The sequence below is a fragment of the Corynebacterium sp. HMSC072A02 genome (genome assembly GCF_001810085.1).
GTDB lineage: Bacteria > Actinomycetota > Actinomycetes > Mycobacteriales > Mycobacteriaceae > Corynebacterium > Corynebacterium hesseae.
This window is the reverse complement of sequence record NZ_KV799884.1, coordinates 1-15,590: the sequence shown is the minus strand read 5'-3', so window position 1 is coordinate 15,590 and position 15,590 is coordinate 1. Positions and strand designations below refer to the sequence as shown.

The 15,590-nt window shown below is 61.1% G+C and carries 10 protein-coding genes and 1 tRNA gene; 7 read left to right on the top strand and 4 right to left on the bottom strand.

Features of this window, described 5'->3' with window-relative positions:
- Window positions 1–248: 248 nt before the first annotated feature.
- On the bottom strand, window positions 249–1,619 hold the full coding sequence (locus tag HMPREF2698_RS12320; RefSeq protein WP_070565099.1) for a dicarboxylate/amino acid:cation symporter: 1,371 nt from the start codon (window positions 1,617–1,619) through the stop codon (window positions 249–251).
- Between the two features lie 117 nt (window positions 1,620–1,736).
- The gene (locus HMPREF2698_RS12315; protein ID WP_070565095.1) at window positions 1,737–2,807 is read right to left on the bottom strand and encodes a lipoate--protein ligase family protein; all 1,071 of its coding nucleotides are present in this window, start codon (window positions 2,805–2,807) and stop codon (window positions 1,737–1,739) included.
- A gap of 86 nt (window positions 2,808–2,893) precedes the next feature.
- Between HMPREF2698_RS12315 and fdnG the strand changes: the two genes are divergently transcribed.
- From fdnG to nrfD, 3 genes are read left to right on the top strand one after another with little or no spacing between them, the layout of a single operon-like run.
- Window positions 2,894–6,166 carry a formate dehydrogenase-N subunit alpha gene (fdnG, locus tag HMPREF2698_RS12305; protein WP_246819473.1) on the top strand — a complete coding sequence of 1,091 codons (3,273 nt, stop codon included), beginning with the start codon at window positions 2,894–2,896 and terminating at the stop codon, window positions 6,164–6,166.
- A gap of 9 nt (window positions 6,167–6,175) precedes the next feature.
- Window positions 6,176–7,219 carry a 4Fe-4S dicluster domain-containing protein gene (locus HMPREF2698_RS12300; RefSeq protein WP_070565090.1) on the top strand — a complete coding sequence of 348 codons (1,044 nt, stop codon included), beginning with the start codon at window positions 6,176–6,178 and terminating at the stop codon, window positions 7,217–7,219.
- Complete coding sequence (gene nrfD / locus HMPREF2698_RS12295; protein WP_070524875.1) at window positions 7,216–8,310, top strand: NrfD/PsrC family molybdoenzyme membrane anchor subunit; 1,095 nt, start codon at window positions 7,216–7,218, stop codon at window positions 8,308–8,310. The genes HMPREF2698_RS12300 and nrfD overlap by 4 nt, the downstream gene beginning before the upstream one ends.
- Here the strand turns inward: nrfD and selD are convergent.
- Window positions 8,300–9,277, bottom strand: a complete 978-nt coding sequence (gene selD, locus HMPREF2698_RS12290) for a selenide, water dikinase SelD (protein WP_070530357.1) — start codon at window positions 9,275–9,277, stop codon at window positions 8,300–8,302. The genes nrfD and selD overlap by 11 nt on opposite strands.
- Window positions 9,278–9,312: 35 nt before the next feature.
- Between selD and HMPREF2698_RS12285 the strand changes: the two genes are divergently transcribed.
- The 3 genes from HMPREF2698_RS12285 (at window position 9,313) to selB (ending at window position 12,506) form a co-directional block, all read left to right on the top strand.
- A tRNA-Sec gene (locus tag HMPREF2698_RS12285) sits at window positions 9,313–9,407 on the top strand.
- A 24-nt stretch (window positions 9,408–9,431) separates the two neighbouring features.
- Window positions 9,432–10,715 (top strand): L-seryl-tRNA(Sec) selenium transferase, encoded by a 1,284-nt coding sequence (gene selA, locus HMPREF2698_RS12280; RefSeq protein WP_210386608.1) that lies wholly within the window; start codon window positions 9,432–9,434, stop codon window positions 10,713–10,715.
- Complete coding sequence (gene selB, locus HMPREF2698_RS12275; protein WP_070565084.1) at window positions 10,716–12,506, top strand: selenocysteine-specific translation elongation factor; 1,791 nt, start codon at window positions 10,716–10,718, stop codon at window positions 12,504–12,506. It abuts the gene before it with no gap.
- Between the two features lie 71 nt (window positions 12,507–12,577).
- Here selB and HMPREF2698_RS12270 read toward each other — a convergent pair whose 3' ends face one another.
- Window positions 12,578–13,402 (bottom strand): hypothetical protein, encoded by an 825-nt coding sequence (locus HMPREF2698_RS12270; protein ID WP_070565081.1) that lies wholly within the window; start codon window positions 13,400–13,402, stop codon window positions 12,578–12,580.
- Window positions 13,403–13,556: 154 nt separating this feature from the next.
- Between HMPREF2698_RS12270 and HMPREF2698_RS12265 the strand changes: the two genes are divergently transcribed.
- Window positions 13,557–15,494: a BCCT family transporter gene (locus tag HMPREF2698_RS12265; RefSeq protein ID WP_070565078.1), complete on the top strand. Its 1,938-nt coding sequence runs from the start codon at window positions 13,557–13,559 to the stop codon at window positions 15,492–15,494.
- Window positions 15,495–15,590: the final 96 nt, after the last annotated feature.

Below are 15,590 nucleotides of genomic sequence, written 5' to 3'. Positions count from 1 at the left end.
CGACAACGGCGAGGACATCCCCTTCTAAACCCCGTCGATTCAAACGACGACGATAACGAAGAACAGGGGCCTAGCCCTCGTCGAATCAAACGACGACACCACTCCAAACAACCGAAAGGACAAGAACCCAAGAACACACCCACCGTCGAAAAGAACGACGGGTAAAGCCCGTCGGTTGGGGCAGAAATACCGAAGCCTTCCTACACGGCTCTTGCGTGTTAGGAAGGCTTGGGGAGGGGCAGGAAGAATTATGCAGTCGTGTTGACCGGCTGTGTCTCGGGCTCGTCTGCGTCTTGGTCCTCGTTCATTATGTGTGAGACTCCGTTACCAGCAGCGTCCCACACGGCTTCGTCTTGAATGCCGGCGCGCTTGGCCACGATGGTGGCACACAGTGATTGGCCGGTGACGTTGACGGCGGTGCGTCCCATATCAATGATGGGTTCGATGGCCAGCAACAGACCCACGCCGGCGAGCGGAAGGCCCAACGTGGAGAGCGTCAGCGTCAGCATGACGGTAGCGCCGGTCGTGCCGGCGGTTGCTGCGGAACCAATGACGGAAACGAAGATGATGAGCAGGTACTGGGTGAAGGAGAGATCAACGCCGTAGAACTGTGCAATGAAGATGGCGGCGATGGCCGGGTAGACGGAAGCGCAGCCGTCCATCTTCGTGGTAGCGCCCAGCGGAATGGCGAAGGAGGCGTATTCGCGGGGCACGCCCATGGCCTTTTCCGTAAAGCGCTGGGTAACTGGCATGACGCCCATGGAGGAGCGGGTGACGAAGCCAAGGGAGAAGACGGGCCAGACTCGCTTGTAGAAGCCAACTACCGGGATCCGGTTGAATGCGAGCACGGCGGGGTAGACCACGAAAATTACAAGTGCAAGGCCCACATACATCGCGAGGACGAACTTGCCCAAGGAGCTAAGCGCGTCCCAACCATAGGTGGCTACGGCTTTGCCGATGAGAGCGGCGGTGCCAATCGGGGCAAGGCGGATGATCCACCAAAGGACCACCTGGATGACCTTGAGGAAGGATTCGGTGAAGTGTAGGAAGGGATCGGCCGCCTTGCCAGCCTTGACCGCGGCGATGCCCAGCACAAGGGAAATGACAAGGAGCTGAAGGGCACCGAAGCTGAGGGAGATTTCACCGTCGCTCAGCGAAGCGGTGAGACCGAAGAAGTTGGCGGGGACAAGTTGCTGGAGGAAAGCGGTCCAGGAGCCGATGTGGGATGGGTCGGCGGCGGTGGAAGCATCGACAGTTGTGCCTACGCCCGGCTTCATCACGAGGGCGACGAGAATGCCAGCCAAGACGGAGAAGAACGCCGTAATGGCAAACCAGACCAGAGTAGAGATCGCCAGCGAGGCGGCGTTAGCCACCTTGCGCAGGTTAGCAACTGAGGTGACGACAGCCGCGAAGATGAGAGGCGGGACCATCACCTTGAGCAATTGGACGTACGCGCCGCCGACGCCGGACAGGGTATCGGAGAGCCACTCAGACTCCATGCCGGAAGCGATAAAACCGAGAATGAGGCCGATGATGAGACCGGCGATAACTTGGGCGCCAAAGCCGGTGGCCCAAGAGGGCAGCGTGCGGGAGGATGCACGAGAGGAAGTGTCTGACACGAGATTTTCCTTCTAGACAGTGTTGTATAGAAATGGACCATTTAGTTCGGCACTCTCGTACCGATCGGTTCACTTGAACTTATAACACCGTACGCTGCCCAGAAATTCCCCCGCAAATTATGGGATGCGCTTGGTCCATTCATCGTTGAGGAATTTGGTGTCGACGAGGCGGCGGGCGGCGGCGAGGGAGTCGTCGGAAAGCACGGCGTCGACGGCGCCATAGCGGGTGGCGAACTCGCGCGCCATGGTCTCGATGATCTCCTCGCGGGGCACGCCGGTTTGGCGGCGGAGCGGGTCGACGCGCTTCTTTGCACTGGCAAGGCCCTTCGACGAGACCTTGACCTTGCCGATGCGCAAGACCTCCATCATCTTGTCCGCGTCGATGTCATAGCTCATCGTGGTGTGATGCAGTACCGCGCCCTTACGGCGCTTCTGGGCGGCGCCGCCAATCTTGCCGCCGTCCGAGGTGATGTCATTAATCGGCACGTACCATGCATTGACGCCAAGCTTGTTCAGTGCCGCGAGCACCCACTGGTCCAGGTATTCGTAGCTGGCCTCGTAGGAATAGCCGGCCACGAGCGATTCCGGGGCGTACAGGGAATAGGTCACGCAATTGCCACCCTCCATGAACATCGCGCCACCGCCGGAGATTCGGCGCACCGGAACAATGCCGTGCTTGTCGACGCCCTCCTGATCCAGCTCATTGGCATAGGACTGGTAGGAACCGAATACGACGGCACGGTCTTCCCATTCCCAAAATCGGAGCGTGGGCCCGCGCTTTCCTTCAGCAACTTCGTTGAGGAGAACCTCGTCAAGTGCGACATTTACGGGCGTGGGGAGAACACCTGGGCGCAGGATCTCCCAGTGGTGGTCGGTGAAATCGGTGCCACCAGACAGCGCGCGCTTAACGGTGACGGCAAGGTGGTGGGTGTCAAAGCCGTGGAGAGCTACGGGTGAATCGATTCGTGCAAGGGCGGCATCGAGGCAGGATTGAATTTCCTCTGTCGAGGTGGCGGTAGTGATGCCGATCAGTGCTGGGGCTAGTGCCTCGTAGGCTTCCTCAGGCTCGAGGAAGAAGTCACCGGAAACCTTCGCGGCAGTGACGGTGTTGTCGGTGTCTAAATCGAGGTCAACGACGAGCAGCTTGCCGCCGGGGACCTTGAGCTCAAAGTGCTTAGTGTGGTTCATAGTTGTCAGCGTACTCAGCGGCGCTGTTTCGAGAGGCAGGGTAGTGGCAGCTGGAAAACGCTGGGGCAAGCAAGTAGGTTTAAGGTATGTCACGTTTTAGCCCACTGAACTGGCCCGTCGTGCGCCAGATCCGGAACAAGGATGCCTTCGGTCGCGATGTGTCTACGCAGTCGGCTAAGAGCGAAGATCTGCGCGGACGCACCGTAGACGCGGACCGCGTGGTGCAATCGGTGTGCCCCTATTGCGCGGTGGGCTGTTCCCAGCGCGTCTATGTCAAGGATGACAAGGTCATCCAAATCGAGGGCGATCCGGACTCCCCAATTTCCCGCGGGCGTCTGTGCCCTAAGGGCTCGGCTTCTGAGCAGCTCATTAACTCCTCGACTCGCATCACCACGATCAAGTACCGAGCACCCTACGCCACCGAATGGCAGGAGCTCGATGAAGAGACCGCCATGAACATGATCGCGGACCGCTTCGTGGAATCGCGCGCAAGGCACTGGGAGGACGTCGATAAGCAGGGGCGTCCCCTTAACCGCACGATGGGTATCGCTGGATTGGGCGGTGCGACGCTGGATAATGAGGAGAATTACCTCATCAAGAAGCTGTTTACTGCCACCGGTGCCATTCAGGTGGAGAACCAGGCGCGCATATGACACTCCGCCACCGTTCCTAGTCTAGGAACTTCGTTTGGCCGCGGCGGCGCAACCCAACCGCTGCAGGATATGGCGAATGCGGACTGCATCGTCATCGAGGGTTCTAACATGGCGGAATGCCACCCAGTTGGTTTCCAATGGGTCGTTGAAGCCAAGAAGCGCGGCGCGCGCATTATTCACGTTGATCCGCGTTATACGCGTACGTCTGCCTTTGCGAACCGTCACATCGGTATTCGCGGTGGCACCGACGTGGTGTTGCTCGGCGCGATTATCAAGTACGTGCTGGATAATGACCTGTATTTCCACGATTATGTGGTGAATTACACCAACGCGGCGTCGATGATTTCGCCGGACTTTAAGGACACCGAGGATTTGGAGGGCCTGTTCTCTGGATACGACGCAGAGAAGGGTAAGTATGTCACGGACTCGTGGCAATACGTACAAAAGCCCGAGGGCTCCTCGTGGAACGTGGAGAAGGACATGACGCTGGAGGACCCGAACACGGTCTTCCAGATTCTCAAGCGCCACTACTCGCGCTACACCCCGGAGATGGTGGAGGAGACGTGCGGCATTTCGCCGGAGGACTTCTACTACTTGGCGGATTCCATTGCGCAGAACTCTAACCCGGAGCGCACAACGTGCTTTGCCTACGCTTTGGGCTTTACCCAGCACACTCTGGGTGCACAGTTCATCCGCACCGCGGCAATCCTGCAGCTGCTCATGGGTAACGTGGGCCGCCCCGGTTCCGGCATCATGGCGCTACGCGGGCACGCCTCGATTCAGGGTTCGACGGATATCCCGACCCTGTTCAACTCGCTTCCGGGCTACCTGCCCATGCCGCATGTGGACCAGGAAACCTGGTCGGATTACCTGGATTCTTTCCGCGCGGCGGACCAGAAGGGCTTCTGGCAATTGGGCGAGAACTACGCGGTCTCGCTCATGAAGTCCTACTGGGGCGATGCTGCTACCAAGGAGAACGACTGGGGCTTTAACCTCATGCCGCGCCTCTCTGGAGCACACTCGACCTATGAGACCTTGCTGGCCATGCTGCGCCATGAGGTAGAGGGCTACTTTGTCTTCGGTCAGAATCCGGCGGTGGCGCAGTCCAACGGTGGTATGCAGCGCCGCGGTCTCGCTTCCCTGAAATGGCTGGTTGTTCGCGATTTCCAAGAGATTGAGACTGCAAGCTTCTGGAAGGATTCGCCGGAGATTAAGAACGGCGAGCTGAAGACTGAGGACATTGCTACTGAGGTCTTCCTCATGCCGGCAGCTACCCACGTGGAGAAGTCTGGAACCTTTACCCAGACTCAGCGCATGGTCCAGTGGCGTTTCCAAGCGGTTCCGCCACCTGGGCAAGCGCGCAGCGAGGCGTGGTTCTTCTACCAGCTGGGCAAGAAGATTAGGGAGCGCCTCGCGGATTCGACTGATCCGCGCGACCTGCCAATCAAGTCCGTAACTTGGGATTACACCGAAGATGAGCACGGCGATCCGAGCTCGGATGAGATTTTGCGGGAGATCAACGGTTACTATCTCGACGGCCCGAAGAAGGGGCAGCTCTTGCCTGCCTTCACAGAAATGCGCACTGATGGCTCCACCTCCGGCGGTTGCTGGATTTACACCGGTGTGTATAAGGACGGCATCAACCATGCCGCGAAGAAGGTTCCGGGTTCGGAGCAAAACGAGGTTGCTCTCGACTGGGGTTGGGTCTGGCCGGCCAATCGCCGCATCCTGTACAACCGTGCTTCCGCAAAGCCGGATGGAACTCCGTGGTCGGAGCGCAAGAAGTACATCTGGTGGGATGAAGAGCAAGGAAAGTGGGTTGGCGATGACGTGCCCGACTTCCCGTTGACGAAGCGCCCGGACTACGTGGCGCCTGTCGACGCCATTGGCCCCGATGCCCTTGATGGCGATGATCCGTTTATCATGCAGGCCGACGGCCTGGGCTGGCTGTTCGCGCCGAAGGGATTGTCTGACGGCCCGCTGCCGACTCACTACGAGCCGCAAGAATCACCAGTACACAATGCGCTGTACAAGCAGCAGCAGTCGCCGACGCGCCTGACAATTAAGCGCGAAGACAACCTCTCTCGCCCGGAGCCGGGGGAGCGCGGTGCTGATGTTTTCCCGTTCGTCTTCTCCACCTATCGCCTGACGGAGATGTATACCTCGGGTGCGATGTCACGCCGCCTGCCTTATTTGGCGGAGCTGCAGCCGGGACTCTTCTGTGAGGTGGACAAGGAGCTGGCCGCCAAGCGTGGATTGGTCAACGGTGAGTGGGCCACCATCGTGTCCCCACGCGGTGTCATCGAGGCACAGGTTCTGGTAACGGACCGCATGGAGATGCTTACTATCAATGGTGAGGACTTCCACCAGATCGGTCTGCCGTATCACTACGGAGAATCGGAGACCACCGAGGTAGCCGGCGATGGCGCCAACGACCTGTTGGGCCTGACCCTGGAACCAAACGTATTCATCCAGAATTCCAAGGTGGGCGCGTGCGATATCCAGCCGGGCCGCCGCCCGCGTGGCGAGGCACGTCTTCAGCTCTTGCGTGAGTACCAAGAACGAGCGCACCTCACCGTGGACTCCGGCAACCGGATCCTGGATGTTGCCGATGCCTTCAGCACTGAGAAAGCAGCTACCGAGGACAACACGGGTGATGATGCGACTGCTGGAAACGTCGCCGACTATGAAGGCAAAGAAAGCTAAGGAGGACCAATGGCTAATCTTTTGACCGAAAAGGCTGATAAGCACGGCTATGAGTCCTATCAGCGCATGGCTTTCTTTACGGATACCTCGATTTGCATTGGCTGCAAGGCCTGCGAGGTGGCGTGTAAGGAGTGGAACCGCAACCCGGTTGAGGGGTACGCGGTCACCGGTGACTCTTATGACAACACTGGTTCGCTGGGCGCCAATACTTGGCGCCACGTGGCCTTCATTGAGCAAAGCAACGAGCGTATTCAACAGGCTCGCGAGGAGGGACGGAAACTTGTTTCGCTAGGCATGCCCAAAGCTTCCGCCCCAAGCGTGACCCCGGATACCGATGATTTCCGGTGGTTGATGTCCTCCGACGTGTGCAAGCATTGCACCAACGCTGGATGCTTGGACGTGTGCCCGACAGGCGCGCTGTTCCGTTCCGAATTCGGCACCGTCGTGGTCCAGGATGATGTGTGCAATGGTTGCGGGACATGCGTGGCCGGTTGTCCGTTCGGCGTGATTGAGCGCCGCGATGACGGCGGCGTGACGCTGAAGGCGGATAAAACGGCTACCGTGGACTACCAGGTTCCGGACCACGCGGGCGTAAACGTGTTGGCAAAGCTGAAGCAACTCGAGCCGCAAGGTCCGGACCATACGCCGGGACAAGCCATGCCCATTAAGAATCTGGGCGTGGCCCAGAAGTGCACCATGTGCTATGACCGCCTGAAAATTGGTGAGCAGCCTGCCTGCGCCAAGACCTGCCCGACGGACTCCATCCAATTCGGCCCATACGAGGAGATGCTTGCCGCAGCGCGGGAGCGTGTGCGTGTCCTCCACGAGCAAGGCCTGACCGAAGCCCGCCTCTACGGAGCAAACTCGCACGATGGTGTTGGGGGAACGGGATCAATCTTCTTGTTGCTGGATTCCCCAGAGGTTTATGGGCTGCCGCCGGATCCGCGCGTGCCCACGGCGGATTTGCCGCAGATGTACAAGACGGCTGTGAAAGCCATCGGCGGCATGGCGCTGGCTGTGGCAGGAGCATTCATGATGGGAGGCCGGAAATGAGCGAGTTTGATGAGTACCGTCCTCCACAGGAGCCGCGTCGGCGTCGTGGCGGTGGAAAGAAGCGTCGGCGTGGCCGCGTCGGCGCCGGCGCACAGGATGGTTCTAAGGAAGAACGCATGGCGGAGGACTTTGAGTTCTCCTCCTATTACGGCAAGCCCGTGGTCAAGGCCCCGCCGTGGGAGTGGCCCATCGGCGGCTATTTCTTCCTCGGCGGCGTGGCCGGCGGTTCTGCGATGTTGGCCGCCGGTGCCCAGGCCACTGGGAACGCACCGCTGAAACGCTCGACGCGGTTGACGGCTTTCTCCGCGGCGTCGGTAGGTTCGGTCTTTTTGGTGCTGGACCTCGGCCGCCCAGAGCGCCTGCTCAACATGTTCCGCGTCTTCAAGGTGACCTCGCCGATGTCCATCGGCTCGTGGATCCTGGGCAGCTTCGCTTCCGCCGCGGCCCTGCCCGCGGTCGTGGAAGCGGACGAGCTGGTCGGTGGTGTGCTGCCGGAGCCGCTTCGCCGCCTCCTCAATAAGGCCGCGGGCCCAGCAGGCGCTGTCGCCGGCGTGCTTGGCGGACCGCTGGCGGGTTACACCGCGGTGCTGCTGGCTAATACCTCTAACCCGACGTGGAACGATGCGAAGAAGCACTTGCCCTATGTCTTTGTTTCCTCGGCCTCGGCAGCGGCGTCGGGTGCTGTCATGGTCTTTACCCCGGTGGAGAATGCGGGCGCGGCACGAGCGCTCGGTATTACTGCCGCAGCGGCCGATCTGGCCGCGACCCGTGTCATGGAAGCGAACATGGAGCCTGAGCCTCTTCGCCCGCTGCACGAAGGCACGCCCGGGAAACTCATGAAGGCCTCTGAGGCGCTCATCGCCGCGGGTGGGGTGGGAACCGTAATCGCGTCGGCGACAAAGTCGCGCGCGGTGTCGGTGGTATCCGGCGTGGCGCTCATGGCGGGATCCGCGTGCACGCGCTTTGGCGTGCTCAACGCTGGGCTGGAGGCGGTGAAGGATCCGTCGACAAGCATTGGCCCCCAAAAGCGGCGCGCTGAAGCCCGCCGCAGGGCAGAGGGCCTCAGCCATTCGACGGTGACTAGCGGATAGAAATCCGTGCATCGCCCGGCACAGTCCGGCCAATGACTGGGTAGCCGGGAACCTCGCCGATGACGAGGAGTCCACCGGATGTTTGGGCATCGGCGAGGAAAATCAAGTCTTCCTCGCTCAAATCTGTGTCGAGGTGGGGGCGCACCCAATCCAGATTGCGGCGCGAGCCACCCGGGATGAAGCCATCCGCCAAGGCATCCTTGGCACCTTCAATCGCAGGAACAGCTGAGAAGTCCAGCTCTGCGCCTATACCGGAGGCGCGGCACATCTTGTAGAGGTGGCCCAACAGTCCGAAGCCGGTGACGTCGGTAGCCGCGCGCACGCCGGCCGCCACGGCTGCCGCAGAGGCATCCCGATTAAGCGCGGTCATGGAGTCCACCGCGGCTTGGGAAACCTCGCCGGTGGCTTTGTGCTTGTTGTTGAGGATACCCACGCCAATCGGTTTGGTCAGCGTGATGGGAAGCCCTGCTTCGGCGGCGTCGTTGCGCAGGATTTTATCCGGGTGGACGATACCCGTGGCTGCCAAACCATAGGTGGGTTCCGGTGCAGTGATGGAGTGACCGCCGGTAATGGAGATGCCGGCCTGAGATGCCACGTCCATGCCGCCGCGCAGAACCTCGCGCAAAATGTCGAGACCAAGCACCTCGCGTGGCCAGCCAACCAGGTTGATGGCGGTGATGGGGGTGCCGCCCATGGCGTAGACGTCGGAAAGCGCATTGGCAGCAGCCACGCGGCCCCAGTCATAAGGGTCATTGAGCATCGGCGTGAAGAAATCCGCGGTAGAGATGACCGCCAGGCCGTTGGGGATGCGCACGGCGGAGGCATCGTCGCCGTCGTCAAGCCCGACCAGCACGTTGGGGTCCGCGGTGCCCACGAGGCCCTCCACAGCAGACTCGAGTTCTCCCGGGGGAATCTTGCAGGCGCAACCGCCACCGGCGGCAAAGGACGTAAGTTTAATGTCAGTCATAAGTCCTACTTTAGCCCCGTGTAAGGTGAGCAGACGGAGGCGTACGTGTCCTGGTGGGCGCCCCGGTCTTCAAAACCGGTGAGGCCGAGCATCTCGGTCTGGCAGGTTCGATTCCTGTCCGTCTCCGCCATGTGCGCAGCTAGGAGGAACTTTGATGACTGACCCCCGCCGCTTTATCCCGAAGATGGATGAGATCCTCCAGTACCCGGCGGTGCAGGATGCCCACCACCGCCTGGCGCCGCACTCGGTGCGCGGGATCATCGACGCCGTGCTTGCCGACGCCCGCTCCGGCTCCCTCGCCCCCTCCCAGATTGAGGAGGAGCTGGCCACCAGGCTCGATGCTGTGCAGCCATATTCCTTGCGCCACGTCATCAACGCCACTGGCGTCATCATCCACACGAACTTGGGCAGGGCTCCTTTACCGCCGGCAGCGGTAGATGCGCTAGTGTCCGCGGCATCGTATACGGACGTTGAGATGGATCTGGACAGCGGCCTGCGCTCACGAGATAGGGGCCGCGCGGCCGTTGATGCGGTATTGGCTGCATGCCCCGGCGCGGAGGATGCGCTGATAGTGAACAACGGTGCCTCCGCGCTGCTGTTGGCTACGGCGGCCTTGGCCCCTGGCAAGGAAGTCATCATCTCCCGCGGTGAGCTCATCGAGATTGGCGCGGGATTCCGCTTGCCCGAGCTCATCGAGTCCACGGCCACCCGCTTGCGCGAGGTCGGCGCTACGAACCGCACTCACCTGGCGGACTATGAGCGGGCGATGGGGGAGGACACGGGAGCCATCTTGAAGGTGCATCCCTCCAACTTCCTGATCAGTGGGTTCACTTCTTCGGTATCGGTTGCTGAGCTTCGTGCGCTCACCGACTTGCCGCTCATCGTGGATATCGGTTCGGGGTTGCTTAGACCAGATGACGCGCTGCCGGCAGAACCCTCCGCCAGCGAGGCTCTTCGCGATGGCGCCGACGTTGTCCTCTTTTCAGGGGATAAGCTGCTCGGCGGCCCGCAGGCCGGGGTGCTCGTCGGTACAAAGGAAGCGATTACTGCGTGCAAGAAACATCCGTTGGCGCGGGCGGTGCGCATCGATAAGCTGCGGCTCAACGCGCTTGAGGCCTCTCTGTCCACGCCCTCCAACGCCGTGCAGGACGCGCTCCACATTGATCCGCAACGCCACCGCGAGCGCACGGAGAAGGTGGCAGCGGCAGTTGGCGGTGAGGTCGTCGAACACGCCGGACGCGTCGGCGGTGGTGGGGCTCCAGAGGTGCCGCTACCGGGGTGGGCCGTGGCGTTGCCAGAGGAGTTGGCGCGGCCGTTGCGGTTGGGGCAGCCTCCTGTGGTGGCGCGCGTGAATCAGGGACGCTGCCTGGTGGATGTGCGCTGCGTGCCGGAGGTACAGGATGCAGAACTCATCGCGGCATTGCGGGCGGTGATCTAGGTGTATGTAGTGGCCACTGCGGGGCACGTGGATCACGGCAAGTCGAGCCTGGTCAAGGCGTTGACGGGGATGGAACCGGACCGCTGGGAGGAAGAAAAGCGGCGGGGATTGACCATCGACTTAGGTTTTGTGTGGACGAGGCTGGACTCGGGCGCGGACGTCGCATTTGTCGATGTGCCGGGGCACGAGAAGTTCTTGGGCAACATGCTGGCCGGGGTGGGGCCGGCATCGGTGGTTCTCTTTGTGGTGGCGGCCGATGAAGGCTGGCAGGCACAGTCCACAGACCACCGCGATGCTCTGCGCGCTCTGGGAATCGAGCACGGCGTGGTGGCGCTGACTCGTGCTGATAGGGCTGATACTGCCCGCCGGGCAGAGGTAGCCGCGCAGGTCAAAGCAGAACTGGCTGGAACAGCGCTTGCCGACGCCCCCATTGTCTACGTTTCCGCAAAGACCGGCGAAGGCGTGGAGAAGCTGCGTGCCGAATTGGATAGCGTGCTTGCTGCTATGCCCGCGCCGGATCCGCAGGCGCGCGTGCGATTGTGGGTGGATCGCGCCTTCAGCGTGAAGGGCGCTGGAACCGTGGTGACGGGAACGTTGGCGGCCGGGACGGTTTCGGTTGGCGATGACCTTGAGCTCAGTGGGCAACGCGCCACGGTGCGTGGGGTGCACAGTGAGAACAGGGCAGTGGACAGCGCTGCACCCGTCACGCGCGTAGCGCTCAACCTGCGCGGGGTGGCCGCGGACCAGGTTCATCGCGGAGATGCTTTGCTTAGCCCTGGGTGCTGGCGTGTGCTCGACACCGTGGATGTGCGGCGAACGTTCGGTACTAACATGAGCGAGCTTCCACAGAACCTCGTGGTGCACATCGGCACCGCGGGAGTGGGAGCGCGGCTGCGGCCTTTAGGAGGTGAGTTCGCGCGGTTGACTCTGGAAAGCCCGCTACCGCTTACTTTGCTCGATAGGTTTGTGGTGCGCAGTCCGGGCGGGCGGCACGTCGTGGCCGGTTTTGAGGTGGTGGATGTACACCCAGCTGAATTGAATAGGCGCGGCGATGCCAAGAAGCGCGCTGTTGAGCTAGAAACTTTAGAAGCAACGAACCCGGCCCAATGGCTCAAGCGCTGTGGCTACGCGGAGCTGCATGGTCTTGTGCGCGATGGCTTTTCGGTGACAGAGAAGCCAGCGGGAGTCATTGAGTTCCGCGACTGGTGGATCGCCGCCAGCCAGGTCACTGCGTGGAAAAGGTCTTTGATTCAGACTGTGGAAGCCCACGCCAAGGCGAATCCGCTCTCTCCGGGGCTGACGAAGGCAGCGGCCATGGATGCACTGGGACTGACCGAGCCGGCCTTGTTAGGCCTAGCGGTAGCAGCTGCCAAGCTCGAGACAGTTGATGGCGTGCTGCGCATGCCCGGGCAGACAGTCGACCTTGGCCCCGCGGAGAGGGGAGTGGCGGAGCTCGAGCGGCGACTGCGCGAGGACCCCTTTGCTGCCCCGGAAGCGGAAGACCTCAAAGAGCTGGGCTTGGGCCCGAAAGAGCTGGCCGCTGCCGAACGCGCTGGGCGCCTGCTCCGGCTGGCTAACGGTGTGGTGCTTCTGCCTTCAGCTCCGCGCGAGGCACTCGCCGTGGTCTCACAGTTGGAACAGCCCTTCACCCTCTCGGAGGCGCGCAAGGCACTTGGAACGACGCGCCGGGTTGCCATCCCGGTGCTGGAGCACCTCGACGCTACGGGTGCGACGCGCCTAGTCGACGGAAAGCGATTCGTGCGCGCGGCAGGGGCAAAGGAACCAAAGTAAAGGCACCATTTGGGGCCGGTTTTCGGGGAAACCCCAGTTCAGTGTATTAGGTTAAGCGCATAAGGTGCCAGTTAAAAGGTGTCTTTGGGGGACGTGAAGGCGCGTGGACCGGCCGGCAGCGGTGAGGTAAGGGGATCGGCCGGGGCAGTGAACTCCCAATCGGCATTGGGGTTGAGCACTGGCGGGATGGCAGGCTTGTTCGGGTCGATCGGCAACGGCGGGACTGCGGGGGCGAAGAGCGCTTCGGGGTCTATTGGAAAGTCCACTGCGATGCGGCCCGCGCCAGCATAAGCACGGGCGGCAAGGGAGGCACTGGTTTGTGTGGCGGCCGCGAACGCGGCGGCCAACGCTGGGGCATCGGAGAGCTCCGCGCACGGTCCGAGGACGAGGTTGTCGTGGGTGGCGAGGACGGTGTCGTCGAGAAGCACGAGCGTCACGAAGAACTGTTCCGTACCCATCGTGCGGAGCTGATATGCGGTGAGCTCGCCTTCCGCGACGCGAACAAGCGCGCCCTGTCCGCCGTTGAGCAGCGCGGTACCCGCCGGTTGGTTGTTGGCGGGAACCATCCACGGGTCGAGCCCCAAGGCGAGGGCGATCTCCACCTCACCGTCGACAATGTCGACGGTGGCATGCGTCGCCGGGTTCATCGCCGCCGTGCGCAGTCGATTCAGGGCGGGATACTCTGCGGACTCCTCGCCATCGAGTGAACCCAAGAAACCGAAAGCTGAATGTACGCGCCAGCCCCCGGTGGTGGGGTCGGGGAGCAAGGAAACGTCGACGAGCGCAGGCTCCTGCGCCAACCCAGGGATGCTCAACGCGGTGGAGAAGTTCACGTGCTCAAGAACCGCGACGTGCTCGACACCAAAATAAGAAGGAGCTAGCGGATACAGCGCCATAGTTGTGGCAGTCACCTCGTGGGTCAGATGGGAATCGACGGACTTGTCTCAAGCTTACGCAGGAGCCGGATCTCCGATACGGTCGATAGAAGACTTAAACAACAACATATCGAATAAGGAGTGAAGACCCATCACGGCTGATTCTCGTAGTTCGGTGAACAATACCGATCAGAGCAAGAAGCGTACGCGCGAGGCTAAGCGGATTCTTAAAGATATTATCTATCCGCACAACATCCATCCGGCCTTGGTTCCGGGCGTGTCCATCGAAGACCAAAAGGTGAAGTATGGGGTGGACAAACCCATTTTGATCGTCGTGGGCGGACTCATTGTGGCATTCGTTGCCTGGGGTGTCATCGCGCCCGAGCAGGTTTTCACTGCCTCCTCCGCGGCCTTGGATTGGGTCATGCGCAACCTGGGATGGATCTTTACCACGCTGGCAACATTCCTTATGTTCTTGCTCCTCATCCTCGCTTTTTCCAAATACGGAAAAATTCCCTTGGGCGTGGATGGAGAGAAGCCGGAGTTCTCTACTGTGAGCTGGGCAGCGATGCTCTTTGGAGCCGGCATCGGCATCGGAATTATCTTCTTCGGCCCCTTTGAGCCGCTGAGCTACTACCTGTCACCCCGGCCCGGCGCTTATGAGGCCGCCAGCGATGAAGCCGTCATGGGTGCGATGGCTCAAGCAGCGATGCACTGGGGAATCAATGCGTGGGCAATCTATGCCATCGTCGGACTGTGTGTGGCCTACGTGTCCTACCGCCGCGGGCGAGTGCCGTTGATGAGTTCTATCCTCATGCCGCTTTTTGGCAACCGCGAGACGGACTCCATGCCCGCGCGCATCATCGACGGGCTAGCAATCATCGCCACACTTTTTGGCACCGCGGCAACGCTCGGTATTGGAGCTTTGCAGATCGGTCGCGGCGTGGAAATCGTCAGCGGCTGGTCAACCACGGGCAACACGGCGGCGCTGGTCATCATCATAGTGCTGTCCATCGGCACGATCTTCTCCGCGGTCTCGGGTGTATCGAAAGGAATCCGCTGGCTATCCAACATCAACCTTGTCTTGGCGCTCGGGCTCGCGGTCTTCTTCTTTGTCGTGGGGCCCACCGCCTTCCTGGCCAACATGCTGCCCGCCGTCATCATTGAGTACCTCGATGAGATGCCGAGCATGCTCTCCGCCAACATGGGACAAGGCGAAGAGATGGTGTCGTTCCTGTCCTCGTGGACCACGTTCTACTGGGCCTGGTGGGTGTCCTGGGCGCCCTTCGTTGGCGTGTTCGTGGCCAAGATCTCGCGCGGGCGTACCATCCGCCAGTACATTGTGGGCGTCTTGCTTATTCCTTCCGCCATCATCGTGTGTGCTTTCACCATCCTGGGCGGAACGACAATCTGGCTGCAGCGTCGCGACGGAGATATTGCGCCCGATGGAACGATTGACTCCATGCCGCCTGCAGAAGATATCTTCTTCACCGTTCTGGATCACCTGCCGGGGTCGCAGATCATGGCGCCGCTCGTGCTCGTCATGCTCATCGTCTTCTTCATCACCACGGCGGATTCCGCGTCCATCGTGAACTCACAGCTCACGCAACGCGGCAACCCGAAGCCGAAGCCCGGGGTCACCATCTTCTGGGTCATGTGCATGGCGGGAATCGCCGTAGTGATTCTTCTCGCGGGCGGCCGTAATGCGCTGCAAGGCCTCCAGAACCTCATCACCGTGACTGCATTGCCTTTCGCGGTCATCATTGTGCTCATGTGCATCGCGTTGATTCGGGAGTTGCGTCACGACCCCGCCGCGATCCGCACGTTCTATGAAGAACAAGCAGTGTCCAATGCCATCATCCACGGCGTGCGGGACCACGGCGATAACTTTGCGTTGGCCATTGAGCCCACAACGGATGATTCCGCCTACGCCACTGGTGCAGACTTTGATTCCACCGCGGTTGAAGTCACCGAGTGGTACGCGCGCACGGATGAAGATGGACACGCCGTGGGCTATGACTATGAGACCGGCGAATACACCGACGACGACCCGACAGTCAAGGACGGCGAGTCACTTGCGCTACCGCCAGAGGACAGCACCGACAAGCTATAGTTTCCCACTATGGATCTAGCCACCGTCGCCTTTGCTTTCAGCCTCGTGCTGTTGTCTGGCTTGTCCTGACTTAGGCCATGGGTGGGTGAGCAACGT

Coding starts and splice junctions, on each gene's coding strand:
- selD (WP_070530357.1), bottom strand. CDS start 9,277: ATGACTGACATTAAACTTACGTCCTTTGCCGCCGGTGGCGGTTGCGCC.
- nrfD (WP_070524875.1), top strand. CDS start 7,216: ATGAGCGAGTTTGATGAGTACCGTCCTCCACAGGAGCCGCGTCGGCGT.
- HMPREF2698_RS12270 (WP_070565081.1), bottom strand. CDS start 13,402: ATGGCGCTGTATCCGCTAGCTCCTTCTTATTTTGGTGTCGAGCACGTC.
- HMPREF2698_RS12300 (WP_070565090.1), top strand. CDS start 6,176: ATGGCTAATCTTTTGACCGAAAAGGCTGATAAGCACGGCTATGAGTCC.
- HMPREF2698_RS12315 (WP_070565095.1), bottom strand. CDS start 2,807: ATGAACCACACTAAGCACTTTGAGCTCAAGGTCCCCGGCGGCAAGCTG.
- selA (WP_210386608.1), top strand. CDS start 9,432: ATGACTGACCCCCGCCGCTTTATCCCGAAGATGGATGAGATCCTCCAG.